19 protein-coding genes and 1 tRNA gene are annotated in these 19,465 nt (G+C 68.5%); 9 read left to right on the top strand and 11 right to left on the bottom strand.

Annotated features, from left to right (window positions below):
- Positions 1–37 precede the first annotated feature (37 nt).
- Together J7500_RS16185 and J7500_RS16180 are read right to left on the bottom strand one after the other, a co-directional pair.
- The gene (locus tag J7500_RS16185; RefSeq protein WP_294062991.1) at positions 38–1,453 is read right to left on the bottom strand and encodes a Coenzyme F420 hydrogenase/dehydrogenase, beta subunit C-terminal domain; all 1,416 of its coding nucleotides are present in this window, start codon (positions 1,451–1,453) and stop codon (positions 38–40) included.
- Entirely contained in the window at positions 1,440–2,507 is a 1,068-nt protein-coding gene (locus tag J7500_RS16180) for a polysaccharide pyruvyl transferase family protein (protein ID WP_294062989.1), read from the bottom strand. Before J7500_RS16180 ends, J7500_RS16185 begins: the two co-directional genes overlap by 14 nt.
- Before the next feature lie 173 nt (positions 2,508–2,680).
- On the opposite strand from J7500_RS16180, the gene J7500_RS16175 reads away from it, so the two are divergent.
- Positions 2,681–4,774, top strand: a complete 2,094-nt coding sequence (locus J7500_RS16175; RefSeq protein ID WP_294062988.1) for a TonB-dependent receptor — start codon at positions 2,681–2,683, stop codon at positions 4,772–4,774.
- 23 nt (positions 4,775–4,797) lie between these two features.
- Positions 4,798–5,505, top strand: coding sequence for a phosphatase PAP2 family protein (locus tag J7500_RS16170; protein ID WP_294062986.1), 708 nt, complete (start codon positions 4,798–4,800; stop codon positions 5,503–5,505).
- Between the two features lie 13 nt (positions 5,506–5,518).
- Here the strand turns inward: J7500_RS16170 and galE are convergent, their stop codons facing one another.
- Positions 5,519–6,517: a UDP-glucose 4-epimerase GalE gene (galE, locus tag J7500_RS16165; RefSeq protein WP_294062984.1), complete on the bottom strand. Its 999-nt coding sequence runs from the start codon at positions 6,515–6,517 to the stop codon at positions 5,519–5,521.
- A gap of 94 nt (positions 6,518–6,611) precedes the next feature.
- On the opposite strand from galE, the gene msrA reads away from it, so the two are divergent.
- Positions 6,612–7,160, top strand: coding sequence for a peptide-methionine (S)-S-oxide reductase MsrA (gene msrA, locus J7500_RS16160; RefSeq protein ID WP_294062982.1), 549 nt, complete (start codon positions 6,612–6,614; stop codon positions 7,158–7,160).
- Between the two features lie 16 nt (positions 7,161–7,176).
- Here the strand turns inward: msrA and aqpZ are convergent, their stop codons facing one another.
- Both aqpZ and J7500_RS16150 read right to left on the bottom strand, forming a co-directional pair.
- Positions 7,177–7,914, bottom strand: a complete 738-nt coding sequence (gene aqpZ, locus J7500_RS16155) for an aquaporin Z (RefSeq protein ID WP_294062981.1) — start codon at positions 7,912–7,914, stop codon at positions 7,177–7,179.
- A 90-nt stretch (positions 7,915–8,004) separates the two neighbouring features.
- Positions 8,005–9,006 carry an L-threonylcarbamoyladenylate synthase gene (locus J7500_RS16150; protein WP_294062979.1) on the bottom strand — a complete coding sequence of 334 codons (1,002 nt, stop codon included), beginning with the start codon at positions 9,004–9,006 and terminating at the stop codon, positions 8,005–8,007.
- Here J7500_RS16150 and J7500_RS16145 point away from each other — a divergent pair.
- On the top strand, positions 9,005–10,708 hold the full coding sequence (locus J7500_RS16145) for an acyl-CoA dehydrogenase (protein WP_294062977.1): 1,704 nt from the start codon (positions 9,005–9,007) through the stop codon (positions 10,706–10,708). The two genes, J7500_RS16150 and J7500_RS16145, sit on opposite strands and share 2 nt — an antisense overlap.
- 4 nt (positions 10,709–10,712) lie before the next feature.
- Here the strand turns inward: J7500_RS16145 and J7500_RS16140 are convergent, their stop codons facing one another.
- Genes J7500_RS16140 through J7500_RS16130 form a run of 3 tightly spaced genes read right to left on the bottom strand, consistent with a single transcriptional unit; the run spans position 10,713 to position 11,997 of the window.
- Positions 10,713–11,012 (bottom strand): putative quinol monooxygenase, encoded by a 300-nt coding sequence (locus J7500_RS16140; RefSeq protein ID WP_294062976.1) that lies wholly within the window; start codon positions 11,010–11,012, stop codon positions 10,713–10,715.
- A gap of 10 nt (positions 11,013–11,022) precedes the next feature.
- Positions 11,023–11,379 (bottom strand): GntR family transcriptional regulator, encoded by a 357-nt coding sequence (locus J7500_RS16135; RefSeq protein WP_294062974.1) that lies wholly within the window; start codon positions 11,377–11,379, stop codon positions 11,023–11,025.
- A gap of 18 nt (positions 11,380–11,397) precedes the next feature.
- Positions 11,398–11,997: a nitroreductase gene (locus tag J7500_RS16130; protein ID WP_294062973.1), complete on the bottom strand. Its 600-nt coding sequence runs from the start codon at positions 11,995–11,997 to the stop codon at positions 11,398–11,400.
- A 125-nt stretch (positions 11,998–12,122) separates the two neighbouring features.
- Here J7500_RS16130 and J7500_RS16125 point away from each other — a divergent pair, with 125 nt between their 5' ends.
- On the top strand, positions 12,123–13,712 hold the full coding sequence (locus J7500_RS16125; RefSeq protein WP_294062972.1) for a peptide MFS transporter: 1,590 nt from the start codon (positions 12,123–12,125) through the stop codon (positions 13,710–13,712).
- 89 nt (positions 13,713–13,801) lie between these two features.
- Here J7500_RS16125 and J7500_RS16120 read toward each other — a convergent pair whose 3' ends face one another.
- The gene (locus J7500_RS16120) at positions 13,802–13,990 is read right to left on the bottom strand and encodes a hypothetical protein (protein WP_294062970.1); all 189 of its coding nucleotides are present in this window, start codon (positions 13,988–13,990) and stop codon (positions 13,802–13,804) included.
- A 225-nt stretch (positions 13,991–14,215) separates the two neighbouring features.
- Here J7500_RS16120 and acnA point away from each other — a divergent pair, with 225 nt between their 5' ends.
- Positions 14,216–16,885: an aconitate hydratase AcnA gene (acnA, locus tag J7500_RS16115; protein ID WP_294062969.1), complete on the top strand. Its 2,670-nt coding sequence runs from the start codon at positions 14,216–14,218 to the stop codon at positions 16,883–16,885.
- Between the two features lie 71 nt (positions 16,886–16,956).
- Positions 16,957–17,256, top strand: coding sequence for a zinc ribbon domain-containing protein YjdM (locus J7500_RS16110; protein WP_294062968.1), 300 nt, complete (start codon positions 16,957–16,959; stop codon positions 17,254–17,256).
- A 6-nt stretch (positions 17,257–17,262) separates the two neighbouring features.
- Here the strand turns inward: J7500_RS16110 and mtnP are convergent, their stop codons facing one another.
- On the bottom strand, positions 17,263–18,129 hold the full coding sequence (gene mtnP / locus J7500_RS16105) for an S-methyl-5'-thioadenosine phosphorylase (RefSeq protein WP_294063324.1): 867 nt from the start codon (positions 18,127–18,129) through the stop codon (positions 17,263–17,265).
- Between the two features lie 72 nt (positions 18,130–18,201).
- Here mtnP and J7500_RS16100 point away from each other — a divergent pair, with 72 nt between their 5' ends.
- Complete coding sequence (locus J7500_RS16100; RefSeq protein WP_294062966.1) at positions 18,202–18,765, top strand: transcriptional regulator; 564 nt, start codon at positions 18,202–18,204, stop codon at positions 18,763–18,765.
- A gap of 81 nt (positions 18,766–18,846) precedes the next feature.
- Entirely contained in the window at positions 18,847–19,050 is a 204-nt protein-coding gene (locus J7500_RS16095; protein WP_294062965.1) for a hypothetical protein, read from the top strand.
- Positions 19,051–19,242: 192 nt separating this feature from the next.
- Here the strand turns inward: J7500_RS16095 and J7500_RS16090 are convergent.
- A tRNA-Met gene (locus tag J7500_RS16090) sits at positions 19,243–19,319 on the bottom strand.
- Between the last annotated feature and the right edge of the window lie 146 nt (positions 19,320–19,465).

Below are 19,465 nucleotides of genomic sequence, written 5' to 3'. Positions count from 1 at the left end.
TTTTCAAGTGCGTACTGGATCCCGCAATCGCAGTGAATTACGCAGACAAATCTCGGCTCTTCGCGAGGAAATGCCGCTCCAGCCAATCGATGACGGTCCCGATCCGGCCTCGCGAATAAGTAACGCCCTGATAGGTCGCCAGCGCGAGCCGAGCCCAGCCGATGTAAATGCCGGGCCTACCGAGCAGGCGCGCAAGGCGGAAGATGCGGTGGCTCCACTCGGCGATCTCGCGGCGGAGCCGATAGATCAGCCGCCGCCGGAGCGGCAGGCCGGCCTTGCCCGGCCGGACGCGCTTGCGCGGCTGCAGCCCCGCGCGCGGCTGCGCCAGTCGCCAGGCGAGGCCCTCACGCCTGTGGCGCAGTCCTGCTGCCTGAGTCTGCGCGACGAAATCCGCATCCACCGGCTCCAGCTGCAGCCGCCCCTGCCCCATTCCTTCGGCGACCAGCGCGGCGAGTGCGGGCGAGCGGGCGATCACGACATTGGTCCCGCGCCCGTCGGACGAATAGGGCTCTACCCAGGCGTCGCCGAACGCGATGTCCGCGGTCTCGGCGACCACGTCGTCGCACCAGCTGCACGCCGGGCTCTGGAAAAAGCCCGCACCCCAGTCGCCGTCGGCGAGGTGCCACCAGTCCTGCGCGCGCGTGCTTCCGTCGCGCAGCTCCAGATGCGCGCGATACCAATTGGCCGGGCGGCCGGGATCCTTGATCCGATAGTCGAGCGCCCGCACCGCCGCCGGATCGGCGCCGAGCTGCCAGGCGAAGCTCTCGACCATGCGCGCACTCTTCATATGGCCGCAGAAGAGGCCGAGCGTGAACGCGATCCGCTCGGCGAGCAGCGGGTCCTCGGCCCGGAGCAGGTTGATCGCCTTGATGAAGCAGGGGATGCCGACAACGGCATAGCGGCCGGGCGTGGCCCGGATCTCGGCGAGCACGCGCGAAAGCTCGACCGGATAATAGCGCGACTTGGCGCCGGCGCGGACCTCGTCGACCGTGCGCGCGATGCGATAGGCGAAGAAGCGCCCTTCCCGCTCCGGATCGGCGGGCGCGACATGCGCGACGCCGTCTACGAGCCCCTGCCGCAGCAGCTCGGCCGCGGCCCAGCTCACCAGCCCGCCCGAGCTCCCGCCCATGCGGAACGCGTCTTCGGCATGACCGACATAGGCGGCCTCGAAGCGGCCGATGCGCGAGTCGGCTGCAGGCGCATCGGGGAAGCGGGCCAAGGCGATCGCATCCTCGTCCGCCGACGCGGGCGAGAAAGGGCAGGTGCGGGCGAGTGCGGCGTCGGGGGCGCGTAGCCAGCGATCGGGACCGCGCGGCTTGAGCAGCCCGTGCGCATCCCAGTCCATCCGCCCGTCCGGCGCGGCATGCGCGCAGGCGCCGCAGCCGATGCACAGGCCCGAGTCCACGATCTGCCGGCGGCTCACCGGCGCGGCGGCGCGGTCAGGCGAGCGCATGGCGCAGATAGGCATCTGAATGCGCGCGAAGCTCGGCGATGCGCGCGGGAATCGCGGCATCGAGCGGCGTGGCGAGCAGGTCCGGGATGCGCGTCGGGCCCGTATCCTCCTCCACCAGGTGCCGCGCCGCGCCCAGTCCCTGCGTGAGATCGCGCAGCTTGTTCGAGCGATAAGCCGACCCGACGCAGGCGAAGGGTTTGGCGTTTGCCAACGCGAAGACGCATCCGTGGAAGAAGTTGGTCGCCACGGCGGCGGCGGCCGCGATCAGCCGCGCGAATTCTTCCGGCCCCGCCTCGATCCGGTGCTCGTCGGCCCAGTCGTTGCGGTAGCCGATGCTGAGCAGCCGCAGCCCCGCCTGGCTCGCCCGGCGCCGCACCGCCTCGGCGTACCAGCCGGGGAAGCTGTGCCCATAGACCGCGACATAGGGCGCTTCGGCTGCTTCGGGTTCTGCGCGGGGCGGGAACTGCAGCACCGGGTCGAGCACCAGCGCCGGCTCGCGGCCCGTGGCGTCGCGCACCAGCCGGCGCGAGTTCTCGTCGCGGACCGAGATCGCGTCGAAGCGATCGAGGCTCCTCGCCCAGTCGGGCCCCAGCCCGGCCGAGGCGTCGTGATTGCCGAAGCTCGCGGCATAGGAGACCAGCCGCGCGGCGGTGAGCCCTTGGCCGTAGAAGATCGGCTTGCCGCCGTACCAGGGGTGGCGGAGGTTCCACACCTCGTCGCTACCGACGACGACCGTCTCCTGCGGCCCCAGTTCCTCGGGCCGGTCGAGCGGGAAGGGGCGCGAGCGCGGCAGCCGATCGAAGGCGGCGAGGAACTTGCGCGCCTTGGCGCCGTAGCGCGGCAAATCCTCGCGCGCGGTGCGGCGCGGCAGCAGCGGCTGGAAGGCGCAGCGCCACTCGGCGCGCGTGACTTGCGGCGACTCGTGCTCGAGCAATTCGGTCTCGGCGCGATAGCCGCGCAGCCCCTCGGCCAGGCAGCGCGCCTGCCAATAGGAGCCGTAGTTGATGCAGCGGTGGAAGGTGAGGACGCCGATCCTGCGGGCCGGGAGGGTCATCGCGACATGTGCCTCGAACTCGGCGGCGCGGGGGCGTCGCGGGGACACACACCAATGCCCCCCGCTCCACGCGGTTCCTCTGCGGCCGCACGGTTCACCGAAAAGCTCTTGATACTTTATATCATCGCCGTTACCGCGTCGCCGCACTGCACACCGAAAGGTCCCGACCGTCCATGTTGCGTACCCTGTTGCTCGCGTCCGCCGCACTGATCGCCTTCCCCGCCCATGCCGAGGAAAAGCCCGCCCCCACGGCGAGCGATGCTCCGGCGGCCGACTCGCAGGACCATGACGAGCCCGAGCAGGAAATCGTCGTCACCGGCACGCGCGCCCGCGCAGCCGCGGACGTGCTCGGCGGCACCGCCGTGCTTACCAACGAAGAGCTCAGCCGTGAGCGCCGCACCACGATCGGCGAGACGCTCGCCGCCCAGCCGGGCGTGTCGGCGACGTCCTTCGGCCCCAATGCCTCACGCCCCGTGCTGCGCGGCTTCACCGGCGACCGCGCGCGGCTGCTGATCGACGGCATCGGCAGCATCGACGTGTCCAATACCTCGGCCGATCACGCCGCGATCATCAATCCGCTGACCGCCGACCGCATCGAAGTGCTGCGCGGCCCCTCCGCGCTGCTGTTCAGCCCTTCGTCGATCGGCGGCGTGGTCAATGTCATCGACAGCCGCATCCCGCGCAAAATGGCCGAGAGCCCGCTCCATTTCGACGGCATCGCCGGCTATGGCAGCGCCGCCGACGAGCGCACGATTTCCGGGTCGGCCGATGTGCCCGCCGCGGGCAAGATCGTGCTCCACGCCGACGGGAGCTACATGAAGTCTGGTGACCTGCGCTCGGGCGGCCATGTCCTCGCCCCCGCGCTCCGCGCCCAGGCGGCGGCCAGCGCCGATCCAGCGATCCGCGAACTCGCCGACCTGGAGGGCGAAATCCCCAACACCGCCGCGCGCACCTGGGACGTGGCCGGTGGCGCCGCGATCGTCGACGAGCGCGGCAATCTGGGCTTTTCGGTGTCGCACTACGACAGCCTCTACGGCGTTCCGGTGCGCTATTCGCTCGATCCCTCCGTCGAGGCCGAGCAGGTGCGCCTCCACGCCCAGCAGACCCGCTTCGACGCGCGCGGCGAAATCACCACCGAGACCGCGGGCATCCACCAGATCCGCATGCGCCTCGCCGCCGCCGACTATAAGCACAGCGAGATTTCGGACACCGGCGAAATCGGCACGACCTTCTACAGCCAGGGCTTCGAAGGGCGGCTCGAGCTGGTGCAGGAGACGCACGGCCGCTGGGAAGGCGTGAGCGGCGGTCAATTCTCGACGCGGACCACGCGCATCGTCGGCGACGAGAAGTTCCTGCCGCGCAACGAGAGCAACCAGTACGGGCTGTTCACGCTCCAGTCGCTCGACTTCGGCGCGCTGAAGGCCGAAGGCGCCCTGCGCTACGAGCACAACGACCTTCGGGCGCAGGCGGATGCCGACATCGGCAATCCGCTGCTTGACCGCAGTTTCGACAGCTTCTCGGCATCGCTGGGCGCCAGCTATGCGCTGGGCAGCGGATTGCGTTTCGGGCTCAACCTGTCGCGCAGCGAGCGCGCGCCCACGGCGGAGGAGCTTTTCGCGAACGGCCCGCACGCCGGCACCCAGGCGTTCGAGATCGGCAATCCCGACTTCACCACCGAAAAGGCCTGGGGCGCGGAGGCCACGCTCAAGGGTTCGGGCGACGGCTGGAACCTCTCGGCGGCCGCCTATTACAGCTGGTTCAAGGACTATATCTTCGACGCGCCCACCGGCGCAGTCGAGGACGATCTTCCGGTGTTCCAGTACAACCAGGCCGACGCGCGTTACTATGGTTTCGAAGTCGAAGGCTCAGCGCGGCTCGGCACCGTCGGCGGCTTCACGCTCAACGCCGATGCGCTCGCCGATTACGTCCGTGCCGAAGTGGTGGATCAGGGCCCCGTTCCCCGCATTCCGCCGCTGCGCATGATGGGCGGGATCGAGGCGCAGTCCGATGCGCTCGACGCTCGCGTCGAAGTCGAGCACAGCTTCGCGCAGGAGCGGATCGCCGCCTTCGAGACCCCGACCGCGGGCTTCACTCTGGTCAACGCCTCGCTCGCCTGGAAGCCGTTCGGCGCGAGTTCGAACACCAGCCTGACGCTCTCGGCGAACAACATCTTCGACGTCGAGGCGCGCCGCCACGCCAGCGTGCTCAAGGACTATGCCCCGCTCGCCGGCCGCGACCTGCGCGCGACGCTGCGCGTGCAACTCTGACGCCGCTGCACCATTAGGAGCGGATGGAGAGTCCACCCGATCCGGTCGCGACGCTGAAGCCCGAGGCGGCGGCGTCGCGACGCGTCCCCTGGCCGATCGTCGGGCTCGCCGCCGTCGCGCTGCTGCTCCTGGGCCTGGTCTGGTTCGGCCATGAGATCATGGAGGGCGACACCGCGGCTATCGACCGGGCGATAATGCAGGCGATGCGCGTGCCCGGCCATCCCGGGCAACCGGTCGGACCAGCCTGGCTGCCTTCGGCGGTGCGCGACGTGACCGCGCTCGGGAGCACGACGGTGCTGACGATGGTGGTGCTGGTCACCGCCTGCTTCCTCGCGCTGCGCCGCCGCTTCCGCTCGGCGTTGCTCGTCCTCGCCGCCACCAGCCTCGGCGCGCTAGCCGTCACGCTGGTCAAGGCGCTGATCGCCCGCTCGCGACCCGACCTGGTCGAGCGGCTGATGCAGGAAGCCTCGCACAGCTTCCCGAGCGGCCACGCCGCCAACAGCGCGATCGTCTATCTGACGCTGGCGACTCTGCTCTTCCCCGTCCTCCGCGGCTGGCGGATGCGCGGCTTCGTGCTCGGCGTCGCCATTCTGCTCGTCGGACTGATCGGGGTCAGCCGCGTCTATCTCGGGGTCCACTGGCCCAGCGACGTGCTCGCCGGCTGGGCCTTCGGAAGCTGCTGGGCGCTGCTCTGGTGGGGAATCGAGCTCAAGCTGTTCGGCAAGTCCTGAGCCCCCCGAGGACTCAGCCCTGCCGCTCGGCCAGCGTTCGCTCCCACGCCAGCGCATCCTTGACGATCCCTTCCAGATCGTCGTGCTTCGGGCGCCACGGCAGCGTCGCCAGGATGCGGCTGTTGTCGGCGACCAGCGCATCGGGATCGCCGGCGCGACGCCCCTCCAGCCGGCGCTCGATCTTGCGGTTGGTCACGCGATCGACTGCGTCGAGCACCTGGAGCACCGAGAAGCCGCGGCCATAGCCGCAGTTCATCGTATGGCTCTCCTCGGGCCGTGCGATCAGCAGGTCGAGCGCGTCGACATGCGCCGCCGCCAGATCGGTGACATGGATATAGTCGCGCACGCCGGTGCCGTCTTCGGTCGCGAAGTCGGTGCCGAACACCGAGACCGCGGCACGCTTGCCCGTCGCCGCCTCGGCCGCGATCTTGATCAGATGCGTCGCGCCTGCGGTCGACTGGCCCGAGCGGCCCTGCGGATCGGCGCCGGCGACGTTGAAATAGCGCAGCGCGCAATAGTTGATCGGGTGCGCCGCGGCGACGTCGCGCAGCATGAACTCGGTCATCAGCTTGGACATGCCATAGGGATTGATCGGCGACTTGGGGCTGTCCTCGGCGACCGGCACCTTCTCCGGGATGCCATAGGTCGCGGCCGTGGAGGAGAAGATGAAATGCTTCACGCCCTCGGCGACCGCGCTCTCGATCAGCGATCGGCTCGCGACGGTGTTGTTGCGATAATATTTGAGCGGGTCGCTCACCGACTCCGGCACCACCACCGATCCGGCGAAGTGCATCACCGCGATCACGCCCTCGTCGCGCATCGCCTGGCGGACGGTCGCCTCGTCCTCGATGTTGGCCACGACCAGCCGGGCGCGCTTGTCCACGGCCCAGTCGAAGCCGGTGACCAGATTGTCGACCACCACAACTTTCCAGCCCGCATCGAGCAGCGCGAGCACCGCATGGCTGCCGATATAGCCCGCCCCGCCCGTCACCAGCACCGTACCGTCGCGCATTCCCGTCTCCCTTTTCGCAGGCGCAGCACTAACCGCCCGGTTTGCAGAGCGCCATGCCGTCCTTATCTTGTGGCGACGAAGTGAGGAGATTTTGATGACGACCGAAACCGCGACCCTGGCAGGCGGCTGCTTCTGGTGCACCGAAGCGGTGTTCAACGACGTGATCGGCGTCACCAAGGTCGAGAGCGGCTATATCGGCGGCACCAAGGCCAACCCGACCTACAAGGAAGTCTGCAGCGGCGACACCGGCCACGCCGAGGCGATCCGAGTCAGCTTCGACACCGACCAGATCAGCTATGGCGAGCTGCTCGACATCTTCCTGGCGACGCACGATCCGACCCAGCTCAACCGCCAGGGCAACGACATCGGCACCCAGTACCGTTCGGCGATCTTCCCGCACACGCCGGAGCAGGAAGCCGAAGCGCGCGCGGCGATCGCGCGTGCCCAGCCGGACTGGCCCGCGCCGATCGTCACCACCATCGAGCCGCTAGGCGAGTGGTGGCCCGCCGAGGACTATCACCAGGAATATTGGCAGGGCGAAGGCCAGCGGAATCCCTATTGCCTGGCGGTGATCCCGCCCAAGCTGCGCAAGCTCCGCAAGAGCTTCGCCAATCGCACCCGCGAAGGCGCGGCCGCGCAGTAAGCGCGACCGCCAGACCCTACTCCACAGCCGACGGAAGCGGCTCGCCCTCGACGGGCGGGCGCTTCGCGGCTTCGGCGCCCAGCGCCTTGTAGACCAGACCGCCGAGCACGCCGCCGACGATCGGCGCCACCCAGAAGAGCCAGAGCTGCTGGAGCGCGATCCCGCCCTCGATCAGCGCCGGCCCGGTGCTGCGCGCCGGATTCACCGACGTATTGGTCACCGGAATACTGATCAGGTGGATGAGCGTCAGCGCCAGCCCGATCGCGATCGGCGCGAAGCCGGCGGGGGCGCGGCTGTCCGTCGATCCCATGATGACGAGCAGGAAGCCGAGCGTCAGCACCACTTCGATCACCAGCCCTGAGCTCAGCGCATAGCCGCCCGGCGAATGTTCGCCGAAGCCGTTAGAGGCGAGGCCGCCGGCATAGCCCTCGGCGCCGCTCGCGATGTAGCGCAGCACCAGCGCCGCGACGATCGCGCCGAGCACCTGCGCGGTCACATAAAGCGGGATGTCCCGGGCCGGAAAGCGTCCGCCCGCCCAGAGCCCGAAGGTCACCGCGGGGTTGAGGTGGCAGCCCGAGATATGGCCGATCGAATAGGCCATGGTGAGGACGGTGAGGCCGAAGGCGAGCGAGACGCCGAGCAGGCCGATCCCGACATCCGGGAAAGCCGCTGCGAGCACGGCGCTTCCGCATCCGCCGAACACCAGCCAGAAGGTCCCGATGAACTCCGCAAGTCCACGCTGCACGTTGGTCATGCCACCTCTCCTGCGATTGTTTCTCCAAGGCACGCGATTACCTGCGCGCATCCTAGCGCACCGGCAGGGAGGCGACAGGGTAAATAGCTGTTACGTGCGCGGGTGCGCGGCGCGGCGGAGCCGGTCGTTGATCGCCAGGCCGATGCCGGCCTGCGGGATCGGTGCGATGGCGATGGCGCCCGCGGGCGATGCATCGGCGCGGTGGAGCGCGTCGAAGAGATTGGCTGCAGCCTCGGTGAGATCGCCCGCGGGCGAGAGCGTGTCGTCCCCCGCAACCGCGCCGAAGCCGATCAGCCATTCGCCTTCGCGGCGCTCGGTCGCGCCCAGCCGCAGCGGCTTGGCCGGCGCGTAGTGGCTTTCGAGCTGGCCCGGCGACGTCATTGCTTCGGTCGGCGAAGGCCGAGGCCCGGCCGCCGACCGGATCGGCGCGGTACCGGGAAACAGGTCGGCCTGGCTCAGCGGACCGGGGCGGAGGATGATCCGGCCCTGGACGATCGTCGACTCGATCCCCGCAGGCGTTGCGCCGTCGTCGATCACCAGCGGAATGCGCCCGGCGAGGCTCTTGGCAACGTGCTCGGCGCGCGTTGGCGAGATCGATCCGCTGGCGTTGGCCGAGGGTGCCGCGAGCGGCAGCCCCGATGCGTCGAGCAGCGCCTGCATCGCGCGGTGGTCGGGCACCCGAAGCGCGATCGTGTCGAGCCCCGCAGTGACCAGCGACGAAATCCCCGCCTCGGGCCGCACCGGCAGCACCAGAGTCAGCGGCCCCGGCCAGAAGCGCCGGGCGAGCGCGCGCGCGTCCTCGTCGAACACCGCGACCAGCTCGGCCGCCTCCAGGTCCGGCACATGGACGATCAGGGGATTGAAGCTCGGCCGCCCCTTGGCTGCATAGATGCCCGCCACGGCCTGCGAATCGGTTGCGTCGGCGGCCAGGCCATAGACCGTCTCGGTGGGCACCGCGACGCACCCGCCGGCGCGAATCACCGCCGCTGCTTCCGCGATCGCGGCCTCGCCGTAGGGTAAGATGCGCGGATTTGTCGGGCTCACCTGGCGGGCGCTATACGGCGCAAAACCAGACGACAAGAGAGAGTCCATGTTTACCCCCGCCACCGCCGAGCAGCGCTTCGTCCTCGATCACCTCGTCCGCCTCGGCGAGATCGCACCCGACGCCGCGGAAATGGCCGAAGCCGTGCTCGAGGGGGCAGGCCAGTTCGCGGCGGGCGAATGGGCGCCGCTCGAGCGGCTGGGCGATACGGACGGCCCCAAATGGACCGAGGACGGCGTGAAGATGCCCGCCGGCTTCGCCGAGGCCTATCGCGCCTATGTCGAGGGCGGCTGGGGCACGATCGGCTCGCCGGCCGAATTCGGCGGACAGGGGCTGCCGGTCAGCCTGTCGGCCGCAGTGCTCGAGACGCTGGGCAGCGCGAACATGGGCTTCGCGCTGGCACCGATCCTCACCGTCGGCGCGATCGAGGCACTGACGCACCACGGCACCCCCGAGCAGCAGGCGCTCTACCTTCCCAAGCTCGCGACCGGCGAATGGACCGGCACGATGAACCTCACCGAGCCGCAGGCCGGCAGCGACGTCGGCGCGCTCAAGACCCGCGCCGAGCCGGTCGGTGACGGCAAGTGGAAGATCAAGGGCACCAAGATCTTCATTTCGTTCGGCGACCACGACATGGCCGACAACATCGTCCATCTCGTCCTCGCCCGCACGCCCGATGCGCCGGCGGGCACCAAGGGCATCTCGCTCTTCCTCGTCCCCAAATACCGGCTGAATACCGACGGCACGCCCGGCACCTTCAACGACGTGCGGGTGGTGTCGATCGAGCACAAGATGGGCCTCCACGCCTCGCCCACCTGCGTGCTGAGCTTCGGCGATCACGACGATTGCATCGGCGAGCTGGTCGGCCCCGAAATGGGCGGCATCCGCGCGATGTTCACGATGATGAACAACGCGCGGCTCAACGTCGGCCTGCAGGGCGTGCAGGTCGCCGAGCGCGCTACCCAGCGCGCGGTCGCCTATGCCCGCGAGCGCATCCAGTCGCCCCGCGCGGGCTCGGCCAGCCGCGAAAGCGTCGCGATCGTCGAGCATCCCGACGTGCGCCGCATGCTGCTGCGCATGAAGGCGCAGACGCAGGCCGCGCGCGCGCTGGTCTATTACGCCTTCGGCCAGCTCGACCGCGCCCGCGCCGGCGATGCCGCAGCGGAGAAGCGCGTCGAGCTGCTCACTCCGCTCGCCAAGGCGCATGGCACCGACCTCGGCAACGAAGTCGCATCGCTCGGCATCCAGGTCCATGGCGGCATGGGCTATATCGAGGAGACCGGCGCCGCCCAGCATTTCCGCGACGCGCGGATCACGCCGATCTACGAAGGCACCAACGGCATCCAGGCCGCCGATCTCGTCGGGCGCAAGCTGAGCATGGACAATGGCGCCACGCTGATCGCGCTGCTGGCGGAGATGCGGGGCGATGCCGAGAACGCCGAGCTGCTCCAGCTCATCGAGGCCTGCGAGGAAGTCGCGCGCAACCTGCTGGTATCGGAGACCGACGACCGGCTCGCCGCGAGCTATCCGTTCCTCACCATGCTCTCGGTCGCAGTCTGCGGCTGGCTGATGGAGGAACAGGGCCGCGTCGCCGCGCGCAGCGAGGGCGACCCCAGGTTCCTGGGCATGAAAGCGGCGGCGGCGCGCTTCTATGTCGAGCAGATCGTCCCCGAAGCACTGGGGCTGCGAGCCGCGGCGATGGCCAGGGCGGACGTGCTCTATGCGATCGACGCCGAAGATTTCGCGGTCTGAGGTCTCAGATCGCGCTGCCCCCGTCCGCCTCGAACAGCGTTAGGTCGCGCTCGCCGATCCCCAGCGCGGGCCAGGCGGCGCGCCAGGCCTGGATGTGCACGGAGGCGGCATGCGCCGCCAGCGCCTCGCGCGTCGTCCAATGTTCGACGACATGGATCAGCCCGGGCTCGAGCACGTCCTCACCATAGCTGTAATGGAGGCAACCCGGCTCGGCGCGGCTGGCGGCGATCATCGCGGCCATCGCCGGGCGGGCGTCTGCGAGCCTGTCGGCAGGCACGCGGAAGGTGCCGGTGATCACGAGCATGGCCGCGGCTTCAGGCGAGCTCGCGGTCCAGCAGCTCCTGCACGTCGAGCCCGAGCAGCGCGATATGCTCGCGCACGCGCGGCCAATAGCCGGTCAGGAAACGCTCGCGCTCGGCCAGCCGCAGCCGCTCGACCGCGCCCGGCAGCACGAACATGCCCACGCCGCGCCGGACCTCGACATAGTCGTCGTCCTGGAAGCTCTGATAGGCCTTGGCGACGGTCAGCGGGTTGGCGCCATGCTCGGCCGCGAGCGCGCGGACCGAGGGGAGCTGGTCCCCTGCCTTGTACTCGCCCCGCAGGATCGCCGCAGCGATGCTGGCGCGGAGCTTCAGATAGACCGGACTGTCTTCGTGCTCGAGCGCTGTCATGCTGGTTTAATACACCAATCAGCCGGCGGGTCCAGCATCAAGAGTCCATTCGTGCACGATTTCGGACAGTTCGCCGCGCGGGCGCTCCTCGAGCGGACGCGACGGCGTGCCGATGAAGACGAACCCCGCGATCCGCTGCGGCGCGGCGCCGAACAAGTCGCGCACGGCGTCCGAATAGGCCGCCCAGCCGGTGAGCCAGCCGCCCGCGAACCCCATCGCATGCGCGGCATGGAGCAGGTTCATGCACGCCGCCCCGGCCGAGAGCTGCTGCTCCCACAGCGGGATCTTGTGCTCTTCGTGCGGCGCCGAGAGCACCACCACCAGCGCGGGCGCCTGCGTGACGAACTGCACCGTCGCCTCGGCGTCGCGCTCGGTCGCGTCCGGCTTCCCGGCGCGCTGGATCGCCACCAGCTTCTCGGCGAGCGCCGGGCGCAGCGCCTCGGGCACGATCACGAAGCGCCACGGCGCGAGCTTGCCGTGATCGGGCGTGCGCGCGGCGATCGTCGCCATCTCGCGCAGCTGCTCCGGGCTCGGCCCCGGCGCCGCCAGATCTCGCGGCTTGCCCGAGCGGCGGGTCTTGAGGAGCGTGAGCGGCGTCGAACGGTCGTTGAAGGTCATTTTCCAGCCCTATCAATTGGTAACATGCGCAACAACCGGGCTTCACAGCGCCCGATTCGCCGCTAGTCTGCCTCGCTTTGGCCCCTTGCAGGGCCCGACAAGAATTCGAAAGGTGCATGGGTCGCATGGCCACCACAGCAGCCGGCGGGCAGCTCCCCGCCCCCGTCAAGACGTTCCTGGGCCATCCCCGCGGCCTCTATATGCTGTTCTTCGCCGAGATGTGGGAGCGCTTCTCCTACTACGGCATGCGGGCGATCCTGATCTTCTACCTCACCAAGCACTTTCTGTTCGCCAAGGACCCCGCCTACGCCGTCTACGGCGCCTATACTTCGATGGTCTACATCACCCCGGTGATCGGCGGCTATCTGGCCGACAAATATCTGGGCGCACGCAAGGCGGTGCTGGCCGGCGGCATATTGATCTCGATCGGCCATCTGCTGATCGCGCTCGTCGAGGGACCGCAGGGCGAGCAGGGATTCTACCTCAACGGCTTCTACGCCGGCCTGGCGTTCATCATCGTCGGAACGGGCTTCCTCAAGGCGAATATCTCGGTGCTCGTCGGCCAGCTCTACCCCCGGGACGACGTGCGGCGCGATGGTGCCTTCTCGATCTTCTACATGGGGATCAACCTGGGGGCGCTGATCGGGCCGATCATCGTCGGCTATCTCGGCGAGCGCGTCGGCTGGTCGTGGGGCTTCGGCGCCGCGGGCGTCGGCATGCTGCTCGGTCTCGTCGTCTTCGTGCTGTTCCGCAGCGAGCTCCACGGCTCGGGCGATCCGATCGACCCGGTGCTGCTGCGCGCGCGCTCCGCGATCGGCGTTTCGCGCGAATGGGCGATCTATCTGGGCGCGCTCGCCGGCGTGGCGCTCTGCTGGTGGCTGATCCGTGACGAAGGCCTGGTCGGCACGCTGCTGCTCGCCTGCTTCGGCATCACCTTCCTCTACATCTTCTACCGCTCGCTGTTCACCCTGCCCAAGGTAGAGCGCAACCGCGTCTTCGCCGCCCTCTACCTGATCCTGCTCTGCCCGCTCTTCTGGGCGCTGTTCGAGCAGACCGGCTCGTCGCTCAACATCTTCACCGACGAGCGCGTCGACCGTCACCTGTTCGGCTGGGAAATGCCCGCGAGCTGGTTCCAGTCGGTCAACAGCTTCTGGATCATCACGCTGGCGCCGCTGTTCGGCGCGCTCTGGGTCTGGCTCGGCAAGCGCGGGCTCGAGCCCAGCGCCCCGCTCAAGTTCGCGCTCGGCCTGATCCAGGTCGGCCTCGGCTTCGTCGTGCTCGTCTGGGGCGCGGGCCGCGGCGACGCGATGACTCCGATGAGCTTCATCATCCTCCTCTACCTCCTCCACTCGACCGCGGAGCTGTGCTTTTCGCCGGTGGGGCTTTCGAGCATGACGCGCCTGTCGGTCCGCTCGATGGTCGGGCTGATGATGGGCACCTGGTTCCTGGGCACCGCCGCGGGCAATTTCCTCGCCGCGCAGATCGCCAAGATGACCGAGGGCGCCAACCCCGATCAAGTGCTCGTCGTCTATAGCTGGATCGGCTGGGGCACGATCCTGATCGGCGTTGTCGCCATCCCCGTCAGCTGGCTGATCACCCGGCTGATGCACCTCGACACGATCGGCCAGGACGAGATGGGCCATGCGCTCGCCGGCGAGAAGCAGCTCGCCGAGCCCGCCGCGCCGGGCACGCGGACCCAAGGCGAGCAAGTCTGAACCGGTCAGGAAGAGGCTGAAAACGAAAAGGGGGAGCGTCGCCGCTCCCCCTTTTTCTTCATGCATCGAAGCTGCGTGCGTAGCGCGGCTCAGCGCGCGGCGCGACGATGCTCGATGTAGAGCGCGATCAGCGACAACATCTCGAAACCCCTGTGATGATGATCTTTGCTGCGGTGCAGCATGAACGTCATTTGGCCGGGGCTTGCCTTTCCTGCAACTGCAATGGTTTGCAGAATTGGTTGCAGAACGTGCAACCGCATGGCCCGCAAAACCGCCAATTCCCTCTTGGTGGGAGCCCCCGGGCACCACGCCTGCAGCGGCCATCGGGCCGCCGACTTCGCGGAAGGATCGCGCGCGGCGCCCCGCAACCCTTCCCCCCGCCCGAGTCCCGCGCTAAGGCGCACCCGAATCTTGGCATTCGCACATCTCCCAGCGCGCCCGCGCGGCCACTGCCGCCTCCCCGAGCGCCCGGGACCGGACAGACAGGGAAGGAACCCGCGCCCATGACCGCCATTGGCAACGACACGCTCGGCACCCGCGACACGCTGGATGTCGGCGGCAAGACCTACAGCTATTATTCGCTGCCCAAGGCCGCCGCGAAGCTCGGCGACGTCAGCCGGCTGCCCTTCTCGATGAAGGTGCTGCTCGAGAACATGCTGCGCTTCGACGACGGCGTGACCGTCACCAAGGACGACGCGCAGGCGATCGTCGACTGGCAGAAGGACGCGCGCTCGAACCGCGAGATCCAGTATCGCCCGGCGCGCGTGCTGATGCAGGACTTCACCGGCGTTCCCTGCGTGGTCGACCTCGCGGCGATGCGCGACGCGATCACCAAGCTCGGCGGCGACGCCGCCAAGATCAATCCGCAGGTTCCCGTCCACCTCGTCATCGACCACTCGGTGATGGTCGACGAGTTCGGCAATCCCAAGGCGTTCGAGGCGAACGTCGAGCTCGAATATGAGCGCAATCTCGAGCGCTACGAGTTCCTCAAATGGGGCTCGAAGGCGCTTGACAATTTCTCGGTGGTTCCGCCGGGCACCGGCATCTGCCACCAGGTGAACCTCGAATATATCGCGCGCTCGGTCTGGTCGTCCGAGGCCGCCGACGGCAGCACGATCGCCTATCCGGACACGCTCGTCGGCACCGACAGCCACACGACGATGGTCAACGGCCTCGGCGTTCTCGGCTGGGGCGTGGGCGGCATCGAGGCGGAGGCCGCGATGCTGGGCCAGCCCGTTTCGATGCTCATCCCCGAGGTGGTCGGCTTCAAGCTGACCGGCGCGCTGCAGGAAGGCATCACCGCCACCGACCTGGTGCTCACCGTCACCCAGATGCTGCGCGCTAAGGGCGTGGTCGGCCGCTTCGTCGAATTCTACGGCCCCGGCCTCCACTCGATGACGCTCGCGGATCGTGCGACGATCGCCAACATGGCGCCCGAATATGGCGCGACCTGCGGCTTCTTCCCGATCGACGACAAGACGCTCGATTACATGCGCCTCACGGGCCGCCCCGAGGAGACCGTCGCGCTGGTCGAGGCCTATGCCAAGGCGCAGGGCATGTGGCATTCGGTCGACAGCGTCGATCCGATCTTCACCGACACGCTCGAGCTCGACATGGCGACGGTCAAGCCGAGCCTCGCCGGCCCCAAGCGCCCGCAGGACCGCGTCGGCCTCGACGCCGTGGACGAAGTGTTCAACGGCGACCTCACCAAGGTCTACAAGAAGGAGCGCCCGGCGCGCGTCGCAGTCGAGGGCAAGGACCACGACATCGGCGACGGCGACGTGGTGATCGCCGCGATCACCAGCTGCACCAACACCTCCAACCCCTCGGTGCTGATCGCCGCGGGCCTGGTCGCCCGCAAGGCGCGCGCGCTCGGCCTGACGCGCAAGCCCTGGGTCAAGACCTCGCTCGCCCCCGGCAGCCAGGTGGTCACCGACTATCTCAACAAGGCCGGCCTCACCGAGGATCTCGACGCGATCGGCTTCAACCTCGTCGGTTACGGCTGCACCACCTGCATCGGCAACTCGGGCCCGCTCGCCGAGCCGATCAGCCAGGCGATCAACGCCAACGACATCGTCGCGGCGTCGGTCCTCTCGGGCAACCGCAACTTCGAAGGCCGCGTCTCGCCCGACGTGCGCGCCAACTTCCTCGCCTCGCCGCCGCTCGTCGTCGCCTATGCGCTCAAGGGCACGGTGACCGAGGACATGTACGAGACGCCGCTCGGCGAGGGCACCAACGGCCCGGTCTTCCTCAAGGACATCTGGCCCTCGAACGAAGAGATCCAGGGCCTGATCGCCGCCAACATCGACGACGACATGTTCCGCTCGCGCTACGGCAACGTCTATCTGGGCGACCGCCACTGGCAGGGCATCACCGTCACGGGTTCGGATACCTACAGCTGGCCGACCAGCTCGACCTACATCCACAACCCGCCCTATTTCGAGGGCATGACGATGACTCCCGCCCCCGTGCAGGACATCATCGAGGCCAAGCCGCTCGCGATCCTGGGCGATTCGATCACCACCGACCACATCTCACCGGCAGGCTCGATCAAGGCGGACAGCCCCGCCGGCTCGTTCCTCCAGGCGCACCAGGTGGCGAAGAAGGACTTCAACAGCTACGGCGCGCGCCGCGGCAACGACGAAGTCATGGTCCGCGGCACCTTCGCCAACATCCGCATCAAGAACGAGATGGTGCCGGGCATCGAAGGCGGCATGACCAAATATGGCGATCAGGTGATGCCGATCTACGACGCCGCGATGCGTCACAAGGCCGACGGCACGCCGCTCGTCATCGTCGCGGGCAAGGAATATGGCACCGGTTCGTCGCGCGACTGGGCCGCCAAGGGCACCAACCTGCTCGGCGTTCGCGCCGTGATCACCGAGAGCTTCGAGCGCATCCACCGCTCGAACCTCGTCGGCATGGGCGTGCTCCCGCTCCAGTTCGCCGAGGGCGTGACGCGCGAGACGCTCAAGCTCGACGGCAGCGAGACCTTCACCATCACCGGCGTCGCGGGCCTGCGCCCGCGCCAGGACGTGGAAGTGAAGCTCACCCGCGCCGACGGCAGCAGCGAGACTTTCCTGACCCGCTGCCGCATCGATACGGTCAACGAGCTCGAATATTTCCTCAACGGCGGCATCCTGCAGTACGTGCTGCGCAACCTCGCCGCCTGAGGGCGCGAACCAGGGAACAAGGGAAAGGGAGGGGCGATCCCCTCCCTTTTTCATTTGAGGGAGAATCCGCGATGAGCGGCGAAGACTATGTCTATGACGAAGCGACCGGCGAATGGGTGCCTGCGGACCAGGCCGGCGCGGCTTCTGCCGGCGATCAGGTCGAGGTGCGCGATTCGGTCGGCAATCTGCTCGCCGACGGCGACAGCGTGACGCTGATCAAGGACCTGAAGGTCAAGGGCGCCAACCAGACGCTCAAGCGCGGCACGGTGATCAAGTCGATCCGCCTCACCGGCGACGATCAGGAGATCGACTGCCGGTTCGAGGGCATCAAGGGTCTCGTGCTGCGCGCGGAGTTCGTGAAGAAGCGCTGAGGCGGCTCAGCCGAGCGCGCGCCCGGCGACCGCGTCGAGCTTGGCGATCAGCGCCGGGTCGCGGGCTGCCGGCGCGGTGATCAGCGCAGTGTCGAGGCAGGTGTCGATCGGCGAGGCCGGGCGCTCCTCGGGCAGGTTCAGCAGCAGGTGCATCACCAGCGCGCGTGCCTTGGCGGCATTGGCGGAGAGCTGGGCGATCACCTGCGCGACGTCGACGGCCTCCTCGCCCTCGCGCCAGCAGTCGTAGTCGGTGACCATGCCAACCAGCGCATAGGGAAGCTCGGCCTCGCGCGCGAGCTTGGCCTCGGGCATGGCGGTCATGCCGATCACCTGGCAGCCCCAGCTGCGGTAGAGGTGGCTTTCGGCCCGCGTCGAGAATTGCGGCCCCTCCATCGCCAGATAGGTGCCCCCGACATGCGTCTCGGCGCCCGCCGCGCGCGATGCCTCGGCGGCAAGCGCCGAGAGCCGCGGGCAGACCGGATCGGCCATCGAGACATGTGCCACCATGCCGCTCCCGAAGAAGCTCGACGGCCGGCCCTTGGTGCGATCGATGAACTGGTCGACGATCGTGAAGCTGCCCGGCGCGCGCTCCTCGGCCAGGCTGCCGACCGAGGAGATGGCGAGCACGTCGGTGACGCCCAGGCGCCTGAGTACGTCGATATTGGCGCGCGCGTTGAGCTCGGAGGGGCTGATCCGGTGGCCGCGGCCGTGGCGGGGTAGGAACACCACCCGGGCATGGCCGACGCGGCCCACGAAACAATCGTCCGAGGGCGCACCCCAAGGGCTGTCGGTGCGGACCCAATGTCCGTCCTCCACGCCGCCGACGTCGTACAGCCCCGATCCGCCGATGATTCCGATCGTCCAGCCTGTCATGATGTCCCCCTGGTGCTCGGTCGCTGCCATGCGGCGATCCATGGCGCGGCGTCAATCGGGAGCCGCGCGGCCTTGGCGGAGGTTGTGGAAGCGATGCTGGTCTTTCTCGACTTCGAAGCCTCGTCGCTGTCCAAGCGGAGCTATCCGGTCGAGGTCGCCTGGGTGTTCGAGGACGGTCGCGAGGAAGCGCATCTGATCCGCCCCGCGCCCGCCTGGACCGACTGGGATCCGGTGGCGGAGGCGATCCACGGGATCGATCGCGCAACGCTCGAGCGCGACGGCACGCCGCATGGGGTCGTGGCGGAGCGGATGGTCGCCGAGCTGAGCGGGCACGATCTGCGCGCGAGCGCGCCGTCGTGGGACGGCAAATGGCTCAGCGCGCTGCTCCGCGCAGCCGGCTTGCCGCGGCGCAGCTTGCGGCTCGCCGACAGCGACGACGCCTTGCTCGACGCCGCGCGGGACGGGCTCCGTGACACGGTGCCCGCGGCCGAGCTCGAGGCAGCCGCCGCCGCATTGGTCGCACGGGTCGAGGCGCGGCTTTCCGGCCCGCCGGCGCACCGTGCACTCGCCGACGCGCGGGCCGAGCATGCACTCTGGCTGGCCGTGCGCGAGGCGGCGGAGGCGCCCCGAACATAACCCGCGCTCCGGCAGGGTTTTCCCGCATTGCTTCGGGGTCGATTGAGCGGGAGGATCGGCACGCTTCGAAGGAGCATGCACATGGCGACTCAACCGGACGCATCCATATTCCTGCCGAAAAAGCTTCTCGGCATGCTGCTGATACTGGTCGGCCTGGTGGTAGGGGCGATCGGCGTCGTGCAGCAATCAGGCCGGCTTACCGTGGGCGGCATCATCCTGCTCGCCGCCGGGGCGCTGCTTCTAGCACTCAAAATCGTTCGCCGAAACCAACCCGACCCGCGATAGAATCGTCAGAAACGGGAAAGCCGCGTTAGGCGGGGGCGGGACAAGGGGCGGCCCCGCGCTCCGGCGCGCGCGGCCGGATGCGTAGCGCTTTTCAGGCAGTGCTGCTGGCTGGGAAGGTGGCGAGATCGCGATCGGGCGAGCTCGGCCCCAAACGAAAACGCCGCCTCGAAGGGCGGCGTTGTTTCATGGCGTTGGTTGCGGGGACAGGATTTGAACCTGTGACCTTCAGGTTATGAGCCTGACGAGCTACCGGACTGCTCCACCCCGCGCCAATGCGGATCCCCTGACGGGGATGTTCGTGAATGGGTTTTGGTCCAACGTGCGAGCTAACGCAGGCTGCAATGCCTGGCGGCGACCTACTCTTCCATCGCTTAGGCGATAGTACCATCGGCGCTGTCTGGTTTCACGTCCGAGT

The organism is Sphingomonas sp. (assembly GCF_017744835.1).
GTDB lineage: Bacteria > Pseudomonadota > Alphaproteobacteria > Sphingomonadales > Sphingomonadaceae > Sphingomonas.
The sequence above is the reverse complement of the archived record's forward strand: the minus strand, read 5'-3'. Positions and strand labels throughout refer to the sequence as shown.